The organism is Stenotrophomonas sp. YJH_SMC_27 (assembly GCF_059369815.1).
Genome location: NZ_JCAFTA010000011.1, coordinates 31,830 through 49,730, shown reverse-complemented (window position 1 = coordinate 49,730; position 17,901 = coordinate 31,830). Strand labels below are relative to the sequence as shown.

Annotated in this window: 17 protein-coding genes; 11 read left to right on the top strand and 6 right to left on the bottom strand. The window is 67.6% G+C overall.

The window, feature by feature from the left end; translation table 11 throughout:
• Positions 1-220 precede the first annotated feature (220 nt).
• Complete coding sequence (locus AC5P7R_RS16175; protein ID WP_227854043.1) at positions 221-3,139, top strand: TonB-dependent receptor; 2,919 nt, start codon at positions 221-223, stop codon at positions 3,137-3,139.
• A gap of 108 nt (positions 3,140-3,247) precedes the next feature.
• On the opposite strand, the gene AC5P7R_RS16170 is transcribed toward AC5P7R_RS16175, so the two are convergent.
• Entirely contained in the window at positions 3,248-3,505 is a 258-nt protein-coding gene (locus AC5P7R_RS16170; RefSeq protein ID WP_006390068.1) for a DUF2789 domain-containing protein, read from the bottom strand.
• A gap of 106 nt (positions 3,506-3,611) precedes the next feature.
• Between AC5P7R_RS16170 and AC5P7R_RS16165 the strand changes: the two genes are divergently transcribed.
• From AC5P7R_RS16165 to AC5P7R_RS16140, 6 genes are all read left to right on the top strand, one after another.
• Complete coding sequence (locus AC5P7R_RS16165; protein WP_019662027.1) at positions 3,612-4,199, top strand: biliverdin-producing heme oxygenase; 588 nt, start codon at positions 3,612-3,614, stop codon at positions 4,197-4,199.
• Between the two features lie 31 nt (positions 4,200-4,230).
• Positions 4,231-4,698, top strand: a complete 468-nt coding sequence (locus AC5P7R_RS16160; protein WP_021203620.1) for a YbaN family protein — start codon at positions 4,231-4,233, stop codon at positions 4,696-4,698.
• The gene (gene exbB / locus AC5P7R_RS16155) at positions 4,685-5,413 is read left to right on the top strand and encodes a tonB-system energizer ExbB (RefSeq protein WP_111098782.1); all 729 of its coding nucleotides are present in this window, start codon (positions 4,685-4,687) and stop codon (positions 5,411-5,413) included. Before AC5P7R_RS16160 ends, exbB begins: the two co-directional genes overlap by 14 nt.
• Before the next feature lie 9 nt (positions 5,414-5,422).
• Positions 5,423-5,848, top strand: coding sequence for a TonB system transport protein ExbD (gene exbD / locus AC5P7R_RS16150; RefSeq protein ID WP_021203622.1), 426 nt, complete (start codon positions 5,423-5,425; stop codon positions 5,846-5,848).
• A complete protein-coding gene (locus tag AC5P7R_RS16145; RefSeq protein WP_227854042.1) occupies positions 5,845-6,564 on the top strand; it encodes an energy transducer TonB in 720 nt (239 codons plus the stop codon). The genes exbD and AC5P7R_RS16145 overlap by 4 nt, the downstream gene beginning before the upstream one ends.
• Before the next feature lie 117 nt (positions 6,565-6,681).
• The gene (locus AC5P7R_RS16140; RefSeq protein ID WP_031270312.1) at positions 6,682-6,987 is read left to right on the top strand and encodes a hypothetical protein; all 306 of its coding nucleotides are present in this window, start codon (positions 6,682-6,684) and stop codon (positions 6,985-6,987) included.
• Positions 6,988-7,030: 43 nt separating this feature from the next.
• Here the strand turns inward: AC5P7R_RS16140 and AC5P7R_RS16135 are convergent, their stop codons facing one another.
• Positions 7,031-9,058 (bottom strand): sodium-translocating pyrophosphatase, encoded by a 2,028-nt coding sequence (locus AC5P7R_RS16135; protein ID WP_019662021.1) that lies wholly within the window; start codon positions 9,056-9,058, stop codon positions 7,031-7,033.
• A gap of 360 nt (positions 9,059-9,418) precedes the next feature.
• On the opposite strand from AC5P7R_RS16135, the gene AC5P7R_RS16130 reads away from it, so the two are divergent.
• On the top strand, positions 9,419-9,922 hold the full coding sequence (locus tag AC5P7R_RS16130) for a hypothetical protein (protein WP_021203625.1): 504 nt from the start codon (positions 9,419-9,421) through the stop codon (positions 9,920-9,922).
• Positions 9,923-9,996: 74 nt separating this feature from the next.
• On the opposite strand, the gene AC5P7R_RS16125 is transcribed toward AC5P7R_RS16130, so the two are convergent.
• From AC5P7R_RS16125 to AC5P7R_RS16115, 3 genes are all read right to left on the bottom strand, one after another.
• The gene (locus AC5P7R_RS16125; protein WP_109814501.1) at positions 9,997-10,389 is read right to left on the bottom strand and encodes a DUF488 domain-containing protein; all 393 of its coding nucleotides are present in this window, start codon (positions 10,387-10,389) and stop codon (positions 9,997-9,999) included.
• Positions 10,390-10,508: 119 nt separating this feature from the next.
• Entirely contained in the window at positions 10,509-11,303 is a 795-nt protein-coding gene (locus tag AC5P7R_RS16120) for a hypothetical protein (protein WP_164144702.1), read from the bottom strand.
• A gap of 164 nt (positions 11,304-11,467) precedes the next feature.
• Positions 11,468-12,724, bottom strand: a complete 1,257-nt coding sequence (locus AC5P7R_RS16115) for a 6-phosphofructokinase (protein WP_227854041.1) — start codon at positions 12,722-12,724, stop codon at positions 11,468-11,470.
• A 136-nt stretch (positions 12,725-12,860) separates the two neighbouring features.
• Between AC5P7R_RS16115 and AC5P7R_RS16110 the strand changes: the two genes are divergently transcribed.
• The 3 genes from AC5P7R_RS16110 (at position 12,861) to AC5P7R_RS16100 (ending at position 15,694) form a co-directional block, all read left to right on the top strand.
• Positions 12,861-13,424: an adenylate kinase gene (locus tag AC5P7R_RS16110; protein ID WP_019662016.1), complete on the top strand. Its 564-nt coding sequence runs from the start codon at positions 12,861-12,863 to the stop codon at positions 13,422-13,424.
• A 330-nt stretch (positions 13,425-13,754) separates the two neighbouring features.
• Entirely contained in the window at positions 13,755-15,119 is a 1,365-nt protein-coding gene (gene mpl, locus AC5P7R_RS16105) for a UDP-N-acetylmuramate:L-alanyl-gamma-D-glutamyl-meso-diaminopimelate ligase (protein ID WP_191863595.1), read from the top strand.
• Positions 15,116-15,694 carry an LON peptidase substrate-binding domain-containing protein gene (locus AC5P7R_RS16100; RefSeq protein WP_021203629.1) on the top strand — a complete coding sequence of 193 codons (579 nt, stop codon included), beginning with the start codon at positions 15,116-15,118 and terminating at the stop codon, positions 15,692-15,694. Before mpl ends, AC5P7R_RS16100 begins: the two co-directional genes overlap by 4 nt.
• A 145-nt stretch (positions 15,695-15,839) precedes the next feature.
• Here AC5P7R_RS16100 and AC5P7R_RS16095 read toward each other — a convergent pair whose 3' ends face one another.
• The gene (locus tag AC5P7R_RS16095; RefSeq protein ID WP_227854040.1) at positions 15,840-17,867 is read right to left on the bottom strand and encodes a bifunctional DedA family/phosphatase PAP2 family protein; all 2,028 of its coding nucleotides are present in this window, start codon (positions 17,865-17,867) and stop codon (positions 15,840-15,842) included.
• Positions 17,868-17,901: the final 34 nt, after the last annotated feature.

Below are 17,901 nucleotides of genomic sequence, written 5' to 3'. Positions count from 1 at the left end.
CACCCACCACTACAACCAGCCACGCAACCGTCGGCACCCACCACTGCAACCTGCCGCGCAACCGTCGGCACCTGCTTCGACTGCAAATCCCCTTGGGGTTGCCACGCTTTCATCCGTCTTACTCCGCGAACGTACCCGCCGCCGCCACGTACGTCGCCGTGTCCGCCTGTGTTGCGGATGACGCCGCGCCTGCGGCACCGATTACCTGACAGGTTCCCCCATGTTCGACTCCCACCGCCCGGGCCGCGCGATGCGCCCGTCCCGCCTGTGCATCGCCCTGCTGGCCGCCGGCCTGGCCAGCGCCGCACCGTCCGTGCTGGCACAGGGCGCCACCGGCAACCACGCTGCCGTGCAGCGCTTCGACATTCCAGCGCAGCCGCTGGATGAAGCGCTGCGCAGCTATATGCGCCAGTCCGGCGTGCAGGTCGTGTATCCGGCCACCCTGGCCCAGGGCGTAACCTCGCGTGCGGTCAATGGCAGCCTGCCGGCCAACGAGGCGCTGCAGCAGCTGTTGCAGGGCAGTGGCCTGGCGGTGCGCCGCGTCAGCGCAGATGCAGTCACTCTGGAAGCGGCGACGCCGGTGCAGGCCGACAGCGGTGTGATCGTCACCGACACGCTCAGCGTGGCCGGCGACCGCGTCGACAGTGGCGCGACCAGCGACGAGGCGCGCCTGCTCGACAGCTATCGCAGTGTGGGCTCCACCACCACGCTCAGCCGCACGCAGCTGGAACGTTTCCGCGGCACCTCCAACGGCGACATCGTCAAGGGCGTGGCCGGTGTCACCGCCGGCGATCCGCGCGTTGGCAACGGCTTCGACGTCAACATCCGCGGCATCCAGGGCCAGGGCCGCGTGCCGGTGATCATCGACGGCGGCCAGTCCAGCATGGATACCTACCGTGGCTATGCCGGCCAATCGCAGCGCACCTACCTCGACCCGGACCTGATTTCCAGCCTGACCATCACCAAGGGCCCGAGCCTGCAGGCCAATGCCTCCGGTGGCATCGGCGGCGTGGTCGAGATGGAGACGCTGAAAATCGACGACGTGCTGCGCGAGGGGCGCGACTTCGGCGTACGCGTGCGTGGCGGCCTGGCCAACGCCAGCGCCAACAACCTGCCGTCCTACAGCGCCGCGCCACGTTCCGACCGCAGCGCCACCGGCAGCCAGTTCTTCAACGTCGCTGCAGCCGGTCACTGGGACCGCTTCGATCTGGTGGCCGCCTATGCTTACCGCGACAACGGCAACTATTTCTCCGGCAAGCACGGCTACGATGATTTCCCGCAGACCCGTCGCACGCTGGCGCCGCTGAACCCGCCGCACACCGAGGTCTTCAATACCTCGGCGCGCTCGAAGTCGGCGCTGCTCAAGGGCACCTGGCGCATCGACGATGCGCAGACGCTGGAAGCGGGCTACCGCCGCTACGAAGGCACCGCCGGCGAGATCATGGCGTCCCAGATCATCCGTGTGGATCGTGACCGCATTCCGCAGTGGGATCCGGGCCATGTCGACATGGACAGCTACAGCCTGCGCTACCGCTTCAATCCGGACAGCGAGCTGATCGATCTACGCGTCAATGCCGCATACACCGACACCGACAGCGTGATGTACAACAGCCTGACCGGCATCACCCCCTGGTACTTCGATCGCCGCACCGAGTGGTACGACTCGCCCAGCTTCAGCGGCGACCCCGGCTACAAGGATGCCTACCGCAATCCGCTGCGGCAGAAGCGCTTCGGACTGGATGCCAGCAACACCTCGATGTTCGATACCCGCGCCGGTGCGTTCACCCTCGACTACGGCCTGTCCTACAGTGACGAAGACATCGCACCGGGCAGCTCGGGCCCGGTCATGCACGATGACCTGGTCAACAACCGTTTCCTGCGCAATGCCGAGCGCAAGGAATACAGTGCCGTGGCCTCGCTGAAGTGGCAGCCCGATGAGCACTGGGAACTGCTGGCCGGCGGCCGCTGGAACCGCGTGGACGTGCACGACCGCAACCGCCTGGCCACGCCCGATGCCTATGAGGTGCAGGGCCAGTACCGCTACACCGAACTGCTCAATGGCAACCCGGCGCTGCCGTCGTGGCGGGCCAAGCGCATCGCGCTGCTGAACTGGTACCCGGATGCCAACGGCAACTTCACCCAGGAATCGCTGCTGGCCTCACCGTACAAGAAGGGCACGGTGGCCGACATCGGTGGCTGGAACTTCTACGACGCCGGCAAGGCGCAGGACCTGGAAGTGCCGGTCAGCTGGACGTGGTCGCAGCCGATCCGCCGCCGTGACACCGCGTTCTCGCCGACCGCCAGCGTGGCCTACCGCTTCAGCGAAGACACCATGGTCTACGTGAAGTACGCCGAAGGCACCAAGCTGCCGAGCCTGTTCGAGACCACGCTGGGCCTGTTCACCGCCGCCAAGCCAGTGGGCGAGTTGAAGCCGGAGCGCGCGCGCAGCTGGGAAATCGGCGCCAGCACCCTCCGCTACGACCTGTTCGCCGCCGGCGACCGCCTGGCGCTGAAGCTGGCGTACTTCGATACCCGCATCGACGACCTGATCACCCGTGACTACCGCACGCTGTCGGCGGGCCTGATCCGAAACGTCGACCAGTTCAAGGTCTCGGGCATGGAGTTCCAGTCCAGCTATGACAGCGGCAAGGTATTTGCCGATCTGTCCGCGCACTACTACTTCAAGGCCAAGACCTGCGCGCCGGACATCGCCGCCGAGCGCCGTGCCTACGGGGCGCAACGCAGGAACGGCGAGCTGGCCAACACGCCCGACTGCGTGGACGGCGGCTTCGAGGGCTCGTACACCAATACCCAGAACCCGCCGCGCTACATGGTCAACCTGACCCTGGGCTCGCGCCTGTTCGAGGAGCGCCTGACCTTCGGCACCCGCGTGGTCCACAACGCCGGCCCGATCAGCAAGCTGGACAAGGACTGGAACGTAGGGCTGTCGGCGATCCAGCAGCTGTACCGGCCAACCACGCTGGTGGACCTGTTCGCCAGCTGGAGCTTCAACGACCAGCTGTCGGTCGACGCCGGCGTGGACAACCTGACCGACCGCTACTACCTGGATCCGCTGGCGTTGGGCGTGATGCCGGCCCCGGGCCGCACTGCGCGGCTGGCGCTGACCTGGAAGTACTGATCGCCAGCGTATGAGCGGTGGGGTCGGACCGCCCTCGGTGGGTGCGGACCTTGGTCCGCACCGCTTCCGCCGTGCAATCGCCAGCGCCCCGCCGCGCCCGGCGTCTACTTACAGCCCGGTCGCGGCCTTCACCGCATCTTCGTGCAGCGACTCGTTCAGCTCGTCCACCACGGTGGTCCATGCCGCATCGGCCTGCAGCGACTCGGACAGGAACTGGCGCTGCGCATCGTTCCAGTACGGCGCCTCGACCACTTCCACATCGGTGGCCAGCTGGTGCTCGCGGATGAAGCGGGCGATGCCCTCGGCGCTGGCGTCCAGGCCCAGCTGCAGGAACAGGTTGGTCATGCGCGGTTCGGTGGTGATCATCGTCGGTTCCTGCGGTAAGAAGGGATGCGCCATTATCGGCGCACATAGCCTTGGGGAAAGCCCCGTGGCAAACGTCTACAGCAGGACGACCCCCTTGGCATCCCCCATGAACGCACACATCGCCCCTGAAGAAAGCCGCAGCCTGCGGCTCAAGGCCGCCACCCGCGACAGCCACGGTGCCCTGGACAAGCGCATCATGGCCGGCGACATCTTCGCCGACCGCAGCAATTTCGCCCGTTTCCTGCGCGTGCAGTATCGCTTCCACCGCAGCATCGATGCGCTGTATGCCAACCCTGCGCTGGACGCACTGCTGCCGGACCTGGGCGAGCGCCGCCGCCTGACCCAGGTCGCGCGCGACCTGCAGGACCTGGAGCAGACCCTGCCGGGGGCTGATATCGCGGCGTTGCCGTCCGATCTGGAACTGCCCGCCGCGTTGGGGTGGCTGTACGTGGCTGAAGGCTCCAACCTGGGCGGCACCATTCTGTACAAGATGGCCGCCAGGCTCGGCCTGGACCGTGATTTTGGCGCCCGCCACCTGGCCGCGCATCCGGATGGCGCGGCGCGCCACTGGCGTGAGTTCACCGCTGCGCTGGACGCGGTACCGCTGAGTGTCGAGCAGGAGCAGCAGGTGATCGATGCCGCCGACGCCGCGTTCCGCAGCGTGCACGGCCACGTCGAAGTGGAATTCGCCTGATGCGCGGCGCGCGCCCACAGGTGCAGCGCTGATGCGCTGGCTCTGGTTCGCGCTGGGCTGGCTGATGGTCGGGCTCGGGGTGATCGGCGCGTTGCTGCCGGTGATGCCGACCACCATCTTCCTGATCCTGGCCGTGGGCTGCTTCGCGCGCAGCTCGCCGAAGTTCGAGCAGCGCCTGTTGGCGCATCCGCGCTACGGCCCGTCGCTGCGGTTGTGGCGCGAGCAGGGCGCGGTATCGCGCAAGGGCAAGGCGTTTGCCAGTGCCGGCATGGCGCTGGGCTTTGCCCTGTTCTGCTGGGGCGCGCATCCGTCCTGGCGCCTGCTGTTGGGCGTGGGCCTGTTCTTCGCGGTCAGCGCCGGCTACGTGCTGAGCCGACCGGCCCCCCGGCTGGAGCCCCATCCGGTCGTGGAAGTGGACGACGCCAATGATCCGCGCGCGGCCCGTAGTCGCGCAGCGACCCCTGATGCTGATGGAAGCCGAGATGATGCTGCCTGCTGACCTGGCCCCCGTGGCCGCCCCCGCATTGACCCCGTGGGGCATGTACCTGGCCGCCGACGTGGTGGTGAAGGCCGTGATGATCGCGCTGGCACTGGCGTCGCTGTCCACCTGGACCGTGCTGTTGGCCAAGGGCTGGGAGCTGACCCGCCAGGCCCGGCAGCTGCGCGCGGCGCGCGCGCTGTTGCTGCAGTCCGCACAGCTGCCGCCGCAGAGCGGAGAGGCAAGTCTGCAGCAGGGCACCGCACTCGCCATGCTGGACGCCGCCCGCACCGAACTGCGCCTGTCGCAGGATCTGGATAGTCGCGACGGCATCAAGGAACGCATCGCCTCGCGCCTGGACCGCATCGAACTGGAGACCGCGCGCGTGCAGCGGCGCGGCATCGGTGTGCTCGCCAGCATCGGCGCGGTGGCGCCCTTCGTCGGCCTGTTCGGCACGGTGTGGGGCATCATGAACAGTTTCATCGGCATCGCACACAGCAACACCACCCACCTGGCGGTGGTTGCGCCCGGCATCGCCGAGGCCTTGCTGGCGACCGCACTCGGCCTGGTCGCGGCGATTCCCGCGGTACTGGTCTACAACCATTTCAGCCGCGTGTTGGCCGGCCTGCGGGGCCTGCTCGGCGATCTGTCGGCGGCCGTGCAGCAGCTGGTTTCGCGCGATCTTGATCGTGCCGTGCCGCGTGCCGCAGCGGCACCGCTGCGCGCGGTGCACTGAGGCGCGACGATGGCGATCAGGACCGGGTCCGACCGCGACGACGCACCGGAAGAAGCACACGAGATCAACGTCACGCCCTTCATCGACGTAATGCTGGTGCTGCTGATCATCTTCATGGTAGCCGCACCGCTGGCCACCGTATCAGTGCCAGTGCAGCTGCCGGCCAGCAGCGCCAGTGCCACGCCGCCCGAACAGGCGCCGGTGTATGTGACCGTGCAGGCCGATCTGTCGCTGCGCGTGGGCGAGCAGGCGGTGGCGCGTGACGGGCTGGCCGCTGCATTGCAGGCGGCCACCCACGGCGACACCGCGCAGCGCATCTTCCTGCGTGCCGATACCCGCGTGCCCTACGGCGAACTCATGGCCACGCTGGATGCGCTGCGTGCGGCCGGCTACCTGAAGGTGGCGCTGGTCGGTGTTGAGCAGGGTGCGCGATGAGTGGACTGCGGCGCTGGGCGACCAGCCTGGCAATCGTGCTGCTGGTGCACGCGCTGCTGATCGGCGTGGCCTGCTGGCGGGCGATGCGTTCACCGGTGGTGGCTGCGGTAGCGTCGCCCGCGGCGTTGATGCTGGAGTTGGCGCCGATGGCGCGGGCGCCATCCGTGCCCCCGCGTGAAGTGGCGACGGGCCCCCTGCAGCAGCAACAGCAGCGGCAGGCGCCGAAGCCGGTGCTGCGTGAGCAACCGAAGGCGCCGATGCAGCCGCAGGGTGATTTGCCACCGCTGCGTACGCCGGAGCCGACGCCCGCGCCGGAAACCGCCGAGACCAATGTCGCGCAGACCAGCGCACCGCCGCAGGTGGCAGCCGATGTGGCCGCACGCTACACCGCACCGCAGACCACCGCCGGCGAGCGCAGTCGCGCCGAGGCGACCTGGGAAGGACGCCTGCTCGCGCACCTGCAGAAGCACCGGCGCTATCCACGCCAGGCCGAGCGGCTGCGCCAGCAGGGCGTGGTCTACGTGCGCTTTGCCGTGGCCCGCGACGGTGTGGTTTCGGCGGTGGTGCTGGGCCGCAGCAGCGGCTTCGCGTTGCTCGACCAGGAGACGCTGGACACCGTGCAGCGGGCCAGCCCGGTCCCCGCGCCGCCGGCCGAGGTGCCTGGCGGCCCGGTGCAGGTGATGGTGCCGGTGTCATTCTTCCTGCGCGGGCGCTGACCGCCATCGGGGTCGGATCCCTTTCCGCAGGACAGGGCTCTGACCCGAGCCGGAATTCAAGGCAGCGCGCAGGCGTTATGCTCGCGCACGACCGTCAATGGACGCGCGGAGGTTGGCATGACGACACGGACGTTACGGGTGCTGGCCTGGTGCAGCGTGTTGCTGGCTGCATGCGTGGCCGTGCTTTCGCTGGCACCGTTCACGCCGGCGATCATCTTCGCCTGGCCCTTGCTGGTGTTCGCCGCCTTCTGCATCTGGCGTGGCGCGTGGCTGCCCGGCGCACTGTGTGCGTGGCTGGCTTCGCTCGCTTTCATCGGCAGCCCGCTCAGCCTCTTCGATGGCTGGGACCGGCCGATCTATGCCTGCTGGATGATCGTCGTGGTGCTGCTTGTCATCCGATGGATGAGGCGGTCGCGGCCGTAGCGTCGAGCCTGCTCGACGCTACGGGTTCATGCATGGCGTGGATCTACAACAGAGGCACCAGCAGCAGCGCCACGATGTTGATGATCTTGATCAGCGGATTGATCGCCGGGCCAGCGGTGTCCTTGTACGGGTCACCGACGGTATCGCCGGTCACCGCAGCCTTGTGCGCTTCGCTGCCCTTGCCGCCGAAGTGGCCATCCTCGATGTACTTCTTGGCGTTGTCCCAGGCGCCGCCGCCGGTGGTCATTGAAATGGCCACGAACAGGCCGGTTACGATCGTGCCGATGAGTAGACCGCCGAGTGCGCGCGGCCCCAGCAGCAGGCCGACCACCACCGGCACCACCACCGGCAGCAGCGAGGGCACGATCATTTCGCGGATCGCCGAGCGGGTCAGCATGTCCACCGCCTTGTCGTACTGCGGCTTGCCGGTGCCCTGCATGATGCCGGGGATCTCGCGGAACTGGCGCCGCACCTCTTCCACCACTGCCCCCGCCGCGCGGCCGACCGCTTCCATCGCCATCGCACCGAACAGGTAGGGAATCAGGCCCCCGATCAGCAGGCCGATGATCACCGTGTGGTCGCTGAGGTCGAAGCGGAATTCCTGGCCGGGGTTGGCGGCCTGCAGGTTGTGGGTGTAGTCGGCGAACAGCACCAGTGCGGCCAGTGCAGCCGAGCCGATCGCATAGCCCTTGGTCACTGCCTTGGTGGTATTGCCCACCGCATCCAGTGGATCGGTGATGTCGCGGATCTCCGAGGGCAGCTCGGCCATTTCGGCGATGCCGCCGGCGTTGTCGGTGATCGGTCCGTAGGCATCGAGCGCGACGATCATGCCAGCCATCGACAGCATCGCGGTGGCGGCGATGGCGATGCCATACAGGCCACCCAGCGCGAACGCACCCCAGATCGCAGCACACACCGCCACCACCGGCAGTGCAGTGGACTTCATCGAGATGCCGAGGCCGGCGATGATGTTGGTGCCGTGCCCGGTGGTCGAGGCCTGCGCCACGTGTTGCACCGGCTTGTACTGGGTGCCGGTGTAGTACTCGGTGATCCACACGATCAGCCCGGTCAGGACCAGGCCGATCAACGCGCAGCCGTACAGTGGCATCGGTCCATGTACGTTGTCACTCATCAGCCCGGTGGTGATCGGGTAGAACGCGATCGCGGCCAGCACGCCGGAGACGATCACGCCCTTGTACAGCGCGCCCATGATCGAGCCGCCAGGCTTCACCTTGACGAACAGCGCACCGATGATCGAGGCGATGATCGACACACCGCCCAGCACCAGCGGATACAGCACGGCATTGGCGCCCGCCTCGGCCAGCATCAGGCTGCCCAGCAGCATCGTTGCGATGACGGTGACCGCATAGGTCTCGAACAGGTCGGCGGCCATGCCGGCGCAGTCGCCGACGTTGTCACCGACGTTGTCGGCGATCACCGCCGGGTTGCGCGGGTCATCCTCGGGAATGCCGGCTTCCACCTTGCCGACCAGATCGGCGCCGACGTCGGCGCCCTTGGTGAAGATGCCGCCGCCCAGACGCGCGAAGATCGAGATCAGCGACGAACCGAACGCCAGACCGACCAGCGCGTGCAGCGCCTGTTCCATCGGCAGGCCCATCCGCAGCAGCAGTGCGTAATAGCCGGCCACACCCAGCAGGCCCAGGCCGACCACCAGCATGCCGGTGATCGCACCGCCGCGGAAGGCGACGTCCATCGCCGCACTGATGCCATGGCGCGCCGCCTCCGCGGTGCGCACGTTGGCGCGCACCGACACGTTCATGCCGATGTAGCCGGCGGCGCCGGACAGCACCGCGCCGACCGCGAATCCAATCGCGGTATACCAGCTGAGGAACACCCCGACCAGCACGAACAGCACCACGCCGGCGATGCCGATGGTCAGGTACTGGCGGTTGAGGTAGGCACGCGCACCTTCCTGGATCGCGGTGGCGATCGCGACCATGCGCTCATTGCCGGTGGGTTGGCGCAGGATCCAGCGCGCCGAGACGATTCCGAACAGGATCGCGAGAATGGCGCAGCCCAGCGCCAATGAAAGCCCGTGACGTTCCAGCATTAGACCCCTCCGCAGAATGGATGTAGGCATCCAGTGGCGATGAACGGCACCACGAGGGGGACGACGGGCTGCAGCCTGGAACCAACCCGTACCGACCTTGGCGGTCGTCCGACGTATGGCGGTGTTCAGCATTCCCTGGTGCCCGCAGTATGCGTGCCGCCACTTGTAGAGTCGAGCCATGCTCGACTGGCCTCTACGAGCCGCACCTCGTGATCCTGTGGGCGCCCTCAAGACGGAACGCATCGCCATGCGCGCGGGCCCTGCCGCCGGGCCATGGGCACGATTCGAGAGCCATCAGGCCTTTGCGCCCCGTTAAGCCAGTCTCTGCAAGCCTGCGCACAGTCCCGTAGGAGATCCCACATGCGCCTGTCCCTGTTGATGCTTGCCGCCCTGGTCCCTGCCGTGCCGGCATTCGCCGCGGAAACCCCGGAACTGCAGCGTGCCGTGGGCGTGCCCCAGGCGGTGGGTGCGGTGCATACATTGCGCCAGATCCCCGAGGCCTGCGCGCGGCTGGAAGGTGTGTTCACCGGCGACGCCGCCGCGCCCTACCGCTTCTCCGCCGTGCGTACCAGCGAACAGTGCCAGCCACGCGCGCGCTTCGTCGATTACACCAAGGCGCAGCCAAGTGCGGACAAGGGCTGGAAACTCAACGATGTGATCCGCGTGCCGAGCGCGGCGTGCCCGGCCCAACAGGCAGTGGTGCGGGTGTGGCGCCTGCCGTCGAGCAACAAGGTCGAGCTGGACGGCCAGGGCCAGTCGCGCATCTATCTGGAAGAGGCGAAGAAGCAGGCGGCTGCCGGCCAGATTCCGCAGGTGACCATGTTCGCCGCGCAGCTGCAGATGGAAGGCAAGGCCTGTAATTGATACAGGTGGGTGCCGACCGTTGGTCGGCACCGATGCCGCATCCACGCATGGCGTGGATCTACTGCGGCGCGCCATCATTCTCCGGCCAGCTTCGCTCCCCGCGCTACCAGCAACTCGCGCAATGCCTTGCGGTGGCAGTGCGCCTCATCCTCGCAGTAGCACCCCACGCTGAGGTCGCTGTGCTGCGACATCGCAGCCAGCAGGTCCAGCGCGTGGGCGGCATCAGGCGCCTTCATCTCGGTCGCGTAGTGGCGGAAGAAGGCGTTCCAGTCTGCGGCCGTTTTCGCCTCGTGCGCCTGCTTCACCAGCTCCGCGCTCGGTGACAGGGTCGGAAACCAGACGTCGTACCAGTCCTGCCGGGCGAACTCGCTGCGCGGCACGCCGCGCGGTGGGCGCCTGACGGTGCCGATACGCAGTCCCTCGCCGGGTTGGCGCGGCGTACCGAGTCGAACAACACGCAGTGCCATGACGATCTCCTGGCAGGGCATCCATCATCCTGCGATGCACGTGCGCCAGGCGTGAACCGCTGTGGAAACGAAAAGGCCCGGGCGCCTGCGCACCCGGGCCATTCCCATGCCTGCAGCGATCAGTTGCCGCGGCAGTCCTTCAGCCACAACACACGACCAATCTGGTCGTAGCTGTCGACCACGCCGGTCAGCGTCACTTTCTCGCGCGGTCGCAGGGCCAGCGCATACGCGGCCTGGTTGGCTGCGAACGAGCAGGAAATAGCCACGCGCTCAAAGTCGATGCTGCCATCGCTGGGCAGGTCGAAGCTGGTGTTGTAGGTGCCGCCACTGCGCAGCACGGTGGTGATGCGACCGGTGATGGCGTAGGTCTTGCCCTTGTAGCGCGGCTCGATCGCGGCCGGGTTGTCCTTGTTCTGGTTGCGCAGCTGGAAGCCAAAGCGGTCGGCGGCGATCGTTACCACCGACGCCTGCGGAGTGGCCTTGGCCGCCTGTTCGCCAGCCTTGCCCGGCTTGACCTGGTTGAGCAGCTTGCACATTTCTTCGCGCACGCCATCGGCCGAGGCAATGGCGCCCTTGTTGACCTTCACCACCATGCCGACGGTACCCTGGCCGCCTTCGGAGGTGGCACTGATGATCATCGGGATCGGCTTGTGGGCCAACGATTCCGGCTCTTCGATCAGCATCGAGCCGCCTTCCACGTCCTCGCTGAGGACGTCCATGTTGGCGTTCTTGGCGATCACCCGCATCTGGCCGATGGCACTGGCCACGGTCAGGTCCGGATGGGTGACCGATGAAGTGAAGGTCGTGCCGACGAAGGGGTTGCCCTTCTTCTGGAAGTTGCTTTCGCAGGTCGCAGCGAAGGCGGGTGCGGCGGCACCGCACAGCAGCGCGGCGATCAGGATCGGGTGCTTCATGGTTACAGTCCTTGTGAAATGGCAGCACAGGCCCGGGCCACGTGGCCGGGCAGCGTCGAATCTGGCTTGCGGCGGCCCCTTTGCCCCGGGCCGGAGCCCGATTGTGGGGCGCTTCGGTGGTCTCCGCAATGCGCCCTGTGCTCCGCACAGGGCGCAGGTGCACCTCAGCCTTCGAAGGCCGGCAGCTTCTGCTTCACCGCCACGTTCTTCAGGGTGACGTACTTCGGCAGGCCATCGGTGCCATACGGAAGCGGCGCTTCGCCCTTGATCAGCGGCGACAGGTAGGCGCGCGCCTTGGCGGTGATGCCGAAGCCGTCGCGGCGGATGAAGCCGGCGGGCATCTTCTTTTCATGGTTGGCAATCTTCGACAGCGGCGCCGCTTCGATCTTCCAGCGGTAGGGCGCGTCGCTGCTGCGCACGATCACCGGCATCACGCCGTTCTGGCCCTTGAGCGCCAGCTGCACCGCAGCCCTGCCGACCGCCTGCGCCTGCTCCCAGTCGGTCTTGCTGGCCAGGTGGCGGGCCGAGCGCTGCAGGTAGTCGGGCAGGGCCCAATGCACCTTCAGGCCCAGCTGGTCCTTGACCCGTGCGGCCAGGTGGGCAGCCACGCCGCCCAGCTGCGAGTGACCGAACGAGTCCTTGCCGCCGCCAGCATCGGCGACGAAGCGGCCATCGGCGGTGGCGATGCCTTCCGACGCCACCACCACGCAGTAGCCGACCCGCTCGACCACGGCCTTCACCTTGGTCAGGAACGCGGCCTCGTCGTAGGCGCGCTCGGGCAGCAGGATGATGTGCGGCGCTTCGTCATCACCGTTGCCAGCCAGGCCGGCGGCCGCGGCCAACCAGCCGGCGTGGCGGCCCATCGCTTCGTAGATGAACACGCGGGTGGAGGTCTCGGCCATCGCCGCGACGTCCAGCGCCGCCTCGCGCACCGAGACGGCGGTGTACTTGGCCGCCGAGCCGAAGCCGGGGCAGGTGTCGGTCACCGCCAGATCGTTGTCGATGGTCTTGGGCACGCCGATGCAGGTCAGGTCGTAGCCGGAGGCCTTGGCCAGCTGCGAAACCTTCAGCGCGGTGTCGGCCGAGTCGTTGCCACCGTTGTAGAGGAACCAGCGCACGTCATGCGCGCGCAGCACCTCCAGCAGCCGGTCGTAGCGGGCGCGGTCGGCGTCCAGCGATTTCAGCTTCACCCGGCACGAGCCGAAGGCGCCACCCGGGGTATGGGCCAGGGCGCGGATCGCGGCGGCGCTCTCCTTGCTGGTGTCGATCAGCTCCTCGCGCAGCGCGCCGAGGATGCCGTTGCGGGCGGCCAGGACCTTGATGCCCTTGGCCCGGGCCTGCTCGATCACCGCCGCCGCCGTGGCGTTGATGACCGCAGTAACACCGCCGGACTGGGCGTAGAGGAGAGTACCGTTGCGCATGCTTCTACCTGCTCGGGGGAGGGGACATTGCAGGGACATTACCCGGATGCGGTAAAGTGGCGCTATTGCGGTGCAGCGATACCGGTCCGTCCGGGACGCGAACCTTCTTTGTTTTCAACACGTTGGAGTCAGGTCAATGCGATTGGTTCTGTTGGGACCGCCCGGTTCGGGCAAGGGGACACAGGCGACGCGCCTGAAGGAAAAGCTGGGGATCGCCCACATTTCGACCGGTGACATGCTGCGCGCGGAAATCGCCGCGGGCACGGAACTGGGCAAGCAGGCCAAGACGGTGATGGATGCCGGCAACCTGGTGTCGGACGACATCCTGCTGGGCATGCTGGAGTCGCGCCTGACCCAGGCTGATGTCGCCAAGGGCTTCATCCTCGATGGCTACCCGCGCAACGTGGCCCAGGCCAATGCGATGGACGGCCTGCTGGCCAAGATCGGCCAGCCGCTGGACGCGGTGGTGCAGCTGGACGTGCCCACCGAACTGCTGGTGGACCGCATCGCCGGCCGCGCCAAGGAGCAGGGCCGCGCCGATGACAACCCGGAAGCGGTGCGCCAGCGCCTGCAGGTCTACAACGAGCAGACCGCCCCGGTGGTGGACTTCTACGCTGGCCGCGGCACCCTGGCCCGGGTTGACGGCGTCGGTGAGCTGGACGAGATCGAAGCCCGCATCCTGGCGGCGATCAACGCCTGACCCGGCGGGGCCGGCGTGCTGCCGGCCGCACGGGCGCAGAAAAAACACAGGCCTGGTCCGTGAGGATCAGGCCTGTGTCGTTTGATAGGCGCCAGCAGAGGGCTTGCTCAGGGCCCCGCAGCATGAGCTCCCTTGGGGATGGCCTCTTGGGGAGTAGGACCGGTTCGGGTACTGCGGCTGGCAGTTCGAATTGTGTCCGGGTTCACAGAACATCGCTATCGGGATTTCCCTGACAGATGATTGGAGTTTCCTCACATCCTGTGTAGGACTTGTCTTACCCAAGAGCGGACATTGGCCCTATACAGCCGTCATCGGTCACAATCCTCGGTCATGAGCAGCGTACATATCCTTGCAATTGCCGGCACCTTCATGGGCGGCGTGGCCGCCCTGGCGCGGGAACTGGGCCATACGGTCAGCGGCAGTGACCAGGCCATCTATCCGCCGATGTCCACCCAGCTCGAGCAGCTGGGTATCACCCTGGACCAGGGCTACCGCGCCGACAGCGTGCCACCGGGCACCGACGACGTGGTGATCGGCAACGCACTCTCGCGCGGCAATGCCGCCGTTGAGGCCGTGCTCGACGCCGGCCAGCGCTATATCTCCGGTGCGCAGTGGCTGTCCGAGCAGGTGCTGCCGGGCCGCGACACGCTGGCCGTGGCCGGCACCCACGGCAAGACCACCACTACCACCATCCTCACCTGGCTGCTGGAAAGTGCCGGTCGTTCTCCCGGTTTCCTGATCGGCGGCGTGGCCGAGGATTTCGGCGTCTCCGCCCGCCTGGGCCAGGGCCGTGAGTTCGTGGTCGAGGCCGACGAGTACGACACCGCCTTCTTCGACAAGCGCAGCAAGTTCGTGCACTACCGGCCGCTGGTGGCCATCCTCAACAACCTTGAATACGACCACGCCGACATCTTCCCGGACGTGGCCGCGATCCAGCGCCAGTTCCATCACCTGGTGCGCACGGTGCCGGCGCGTGGCCGACTGATCGTCAATGGCGAGGATCAGCATCTGGCCGAAGTGCTGGCGATGGGCTGCTGGACCCCGGTTGAGCGTTTCGGATTCGATCCGTCGCTGGAATGGCATGCCGAGCTGCTGGCTGCCGATGGCAGCGCGTTCCGCGTGCACCACCGCGGGCAGGCACTGGGTGATGTGCAGTGGTCGTTGCTGGGCCGCCACAACGTGCTCAACGGCCTGGCGGCGCTGGCAGCCGCACATGCGGTGGGTGTTGCGCCGGCCGAGGTGATCCCGGCGCTGGCGCGCTTCCGCAGCGTCAAGCGCCGCATGGAAGTGATCGGCAGCCACGAGGGCATCACCGTCTATGACGATTTCGCCCACCACCCGACCGCAATCGCCACCACGCTGGAAGGGCTGCGCGCCAAGGTGGGCGATGCGCGCATCGTGGTCGCGATGGAGCCGCGCAGCAATTCGATGCGGCTGGGCGCACACGCGCAGGCGCTGGCCCCCTCGCTGGCGCTGGCCGATGAAGTGGTGTTCCTGCATCGCCCGGAACTGGCCTGGGATGCTGCTGCGGTGATCGCCGCAGTGCGTGGCGAAGCGCACGCGGTGCCCGATACCGACGCGCTGCTGGCGCAATTGCAGGCCAGCGCGCGCAGGGGTGACCACGTGGTGTTCATGTCCAACGGTGGCTTCGACGGCGCACCGCGCCGCTTCCTTGCCGCGCTGCAGGCACGATGAGCGTCGACGGTTCGCTGCCGCTGTTTCCGCTGCACACCACGCTGGTGCCAGGTGCGGCGGTGGGCCTGCGCGTGTTCGAACGGCGCTACCTGGATCTGGTGCGCGACAGCGGCCGCAGTGGTGAGGGCTTTGGTGTCTGCCTGATCCTCGACGGCCAGGAAGTGGGAGCCCCGGCAACGCCGGCCGCGTATGGCGTGCAGGTACGCATCGAAGACTTCGATGTCGGCGCCGACGGCGTGCTGCAGTTGCGTCTGCGCGGCACCCGCCGTTTCCATGTCGAGCGCACGCGCGTGCGTGACAACGGGCTGGTGGTAGCCGACGTGCGCTGGTGCGATGAAGACCCCGACGACGAACTGCGGCCGCAGCATGCGCTGCTGGCCACGGTGCTGGGGCACATCATCGAACAGGCCGGCGAGGCCTATGCGCCGGCCAACCCAGCGCTGCTGGACCAGGCCAGCTGGGTCGGCTGGCGGCTGGCCGAGCTGCTGCCGCTGAGCGAGCAGCAGCGGTTGCAGCTGCTGCAGTTGGACGACCCGCACCAGCGTTTGCAGCAGTTGCTGGGCTGGATGCCGTAACAGCCTGCCCCGGGTGGTGTGCGCCCTGGTGCACACGCTGGGGTATGCGGGGAATGCCATCCACGCATGGCGTGGATCTACTGTAGAGCCGAGCCTATGCTCGGCTTGATGGTTCCCGCGAAGGCAGCCGAGCATGGGCTCGGCTCTACAGTGGGTGGCTGCGTGCCGGTGCCGGTCGGGGCGCCGTGGTCTTCAACCGCAGCACCGGCAACCCGGTTTCGCTGTGCACGTCCTCGCGTTGCGGAAGCTCCTGCACGGCGTCCTTCACCGCGTTCAATGCCGGGTCGACGCCGCGCAGTGGATGCCACATGCCGATCCATTCGAAATGGCGCTGGTAGCGCAGGGTCTGCGCACTGCCCAGCCACAGTGGCGTATTGCCCGGCTGCAACTGTGCAGGGGCTGGCCACAGGCGCAGTACGTAGCGCTCATCGCGATGTGCACCCTGGCGCACCATCAACAGCGCTTCCACGCGGGTGTCCAGCGTCGCCGGCAGCACCGGCAGGTCATCGGCGCCGGTGTTCTTGTCCAGCATCAGCAGCGCCTGCTGCCAGCCGGCCTGCTCCTGTCGCTTCCAGCCGCGCGCTTCCAGTTGCGCCTGCAGCGGTGCCAACGGACCGGCCACCTGCACGTCCAGCGGCCAGCGCTGGTCGTCGTCGAACTCGTTGCGGCGCGCCGGCAGCGTGGCCCAGTCGTGCTGCCACCAGGCCTGCGTGTCCATTGCCTGCGGGGCCGGCAGGGTCGGCTCGAAGCGTTCCAGCTTCACCGGGATGTTGCGCGGTGCGTACCACATCGCGGCGACGGCGAAGACGCCATAGAACAGCCAGGCCACCGGTTTCACCCAGAACGAGCGGTTGAAGCGGCGGCGGTAGGCGATGCCCAGCACCAGCAGCCAGAACGTGCCGAACAGCATGCCGCCGATCACGTCGCTCAGCCAATGCGCACCCAGGTACAGGCGCGAGAAGCCGATCAGGCTGACCACGATGCCCGACACCAGGTACGGCCAGACGCGGGTACGGCCGGGCATCTCGCGGGCGATCAGCACCGCGAAGAAGCCGAAGGTGATGGTGGCCATCGTCACCGACACCGACGGGAAGCCGAAGCCGCTGCTGGCGTCGACCGGGCGCACCACATCGACGGTAGCGCCGAGCAGCATGGTCAGCGCCAGGCCGAACGCCAGCGCGGCCAGCCAGTGGGCGGCCGCCATCCAGCGCCGGCGCCAGATCAGGTAGCCCATCGCTGCAGCGGTGGCCGGCAGTAGTACCTGCCAGGCGCCCAGCGACGCCAGCGCGGCCATCGGGTAATCGGCCAGCGGGTTACGCAGCGCCAGCATGGCCTGGTGCACCAGCAGGTCGATCGCCAGCGGCTCGCCGTGCGCGACCACCACGGTCAACAATGCGAACCAGCCCCAGCCCAGTACCAGCAGCATCAACGCCAGCATCGCCAGCGGCACCGATTCACGGCGCTTGGGATCAAGCACGCCGACGGTATAGCGGCCCAGCGTGGGGTGGCGGTTGGACCAGTCCAGCAGGCGTGCCAACCAGTTGTCCATGCGCGCGGCCGACCAGCGGTAGCCGTACAGCACGATGGCCCAGACCAGGCCGAGGATCACCGCCAGCAGGCCGACCACCACCACCAGCCGACCGGCCACCGCCGCCACCGCGTCATAGGCCTCGCCAAGAATCCAGCCGGGGGCCAGGAACAGGACCGCCCATGAAATGCTGGCGATACCACTGGCCTGTACATAGCGGCTGGCTGGCATCTTCATCATGCCCGCGATGGCGGGCACGAATGGCCGGATCGCGCCGACGTAGCGTGCCACCAGGATGCTCTTGAAGGCATTGCGGCGGAACAGGTTTTCGCCGCGGTCGAGCAGCTGCGGGTAACGGCTGAACGGCCACACGCCGCGCAGGCGGTCGCCCCAGCGGCGGCCGATCCAGTAACTGATGCCATCGCCGGCAAACGCACCCAATGCCGCAGCCGCCACCGCGTACGGCCCGGAGATCTGGCCCAGGCCGATGAACACGCCCACCGCGAACAGCAGTGGCAGCGCCGGCACGATGGCGCCAAGAATGATGACCGCATCGCAGAAGGCGATGAGGAAGATAACGGCGCCCGCCAGCACGGGGTGAGCGGCAATCCACGCGAGCGTGGCGTCGATCCATGAAGAGTCCATTGCCCGATTATAGGGGCGTGAAGGTGACTGGTTC

What these genes read in the sequence shown, in the direction of transcription:
- AC5P7R_RS16170 (WP_006390068.1), bottom strand. Translation starts at nt 3,505, where the DNA reads ATGATCACCACCGAACCGCGCATGACCAACCTGTTCCTGCAGCTGGGC.
- AC5P7R_RS16110 (WP_019662016.1), top strand. Translation starts at nt 12,861, where the DNA reads ATGCGATTGGTTCTGTTGGGACCGCCCGGTTCGGGCAAGGGGACACAG.
- exbD (WP_021203622.1), top strand. Translation starts at nt 5,423, where the DNA reads ATGGCGATCAGGACCGGGTCCGACCGCGACGACGCACCGGAAGAAGCA.
- AC5P7R_RS16145 (WP_227854042.1), top strand. Translation starts at nt 5,845, where the DNA reads ATGAGTGGACTGCGGCGCTGGGCGACCAGCCTGGCAATCGTGCTGCTG.
- AC5P7R_RS16140 (WP_031270312.1), top strand. Translation starts at nt 6,682, where the DNA reads ATGACGACACGGACGTTACGGGTGCTGGCCTGGTGCAGCGTGTTGCTG.
- AC5P7R_RS16100 (WP_021203629.1), top strand. Translation starts at nt 15,116, where the DNA reads ATGAGCGTCGACGGTTCGCTGCCGCTGTTTCCGCTGCACACCACGCTG.
- AC5P7R_RS16095 (WP_227854040.1), bottom strand. Translation starts at nt 17,867, where the DNA reads ATGGACTCTTCATGGATCGACGCCACGCTCGCGTGGATTGCCGCTCAC.
- mpl (WP_191863595.1), top strand. Translation starts at nt 13,755, where the DNA reads ATGAGCAGCGTACATATCCTTGCAATTGCCGGCACCTTCATGGGCGGC.
- AC5P7R_RS16130 (WP_021203625.1), top strand. Translation starts at nt 9,419, where the DNA reads ATGCGCCTGTCCCTGTTGATGCTTGCCGCCCTGGTCCCTGCCGTGCCG.
- AC5P7R_RS16135 (WP_019662021.1), bottom strand. Translation starts at nt 9,058, where the DNA reads ATGCTGGAACGTCACGGGCTTTCATTGGCGCTGGGCTGCGCCATTCTC.
- AC5P7R_RS16120 (WP_164144702.1), bottom strand. Translation starts at nt 11,303, where the DNA reads ATGAAGCACCCGATCCTGATCGCCGCGCTGCTGTGCGGTGCCGCCGCA.
- AC5P7R_RS16125 (WP_109814501.1), bottom strand. Translation starts at nt 10,389, where the DNA reads ATGGCACTGCGTGTTGTTCGACTCGGTACGCCGCGCCAACCCGGCGAG.
- AC5P7R_RS16175 (WP_227854043.1), top strand. Translation starts at nt 221, where the DNA reads ATGTTCGACTCCCACCGCCCGGGCCGCGCGATGCGCCCGTCCCGCCTG.
- exbB (WP_111098782.1), top strand. Translation starts at nt 4,685, where the DNA reads ATGCTGCCTGCTGACCTGGCCCCCGTGGCCGCCCCCGCATTGACCCCG.
- AC5P7R_RS16160 (WP_021203620.1), top strand. Translation starts at nt 4,231, where the DNA reads ATGCGCTGGCTCTGGTTCGCGCTGGGCTGGCTGATGGTCGGGCTCGGG.
- AC5P7R_RS16115 (WP_227854041.1), bottom strand. Translation starts at nt 12,724, where the DNA reads ATGCGCAACGGTACTCTCCTCTACGCCCAGTCCGGCGGTGTTACTGCG.
- AC5P7R_RS16165 (WP_019662027.1), top strand. Translation starts at nt 3,612, where the DNA reads ATGAACGCACACATCGCCCCTGAAGAAAGCCGCAGCCTGCGGCTCAAG.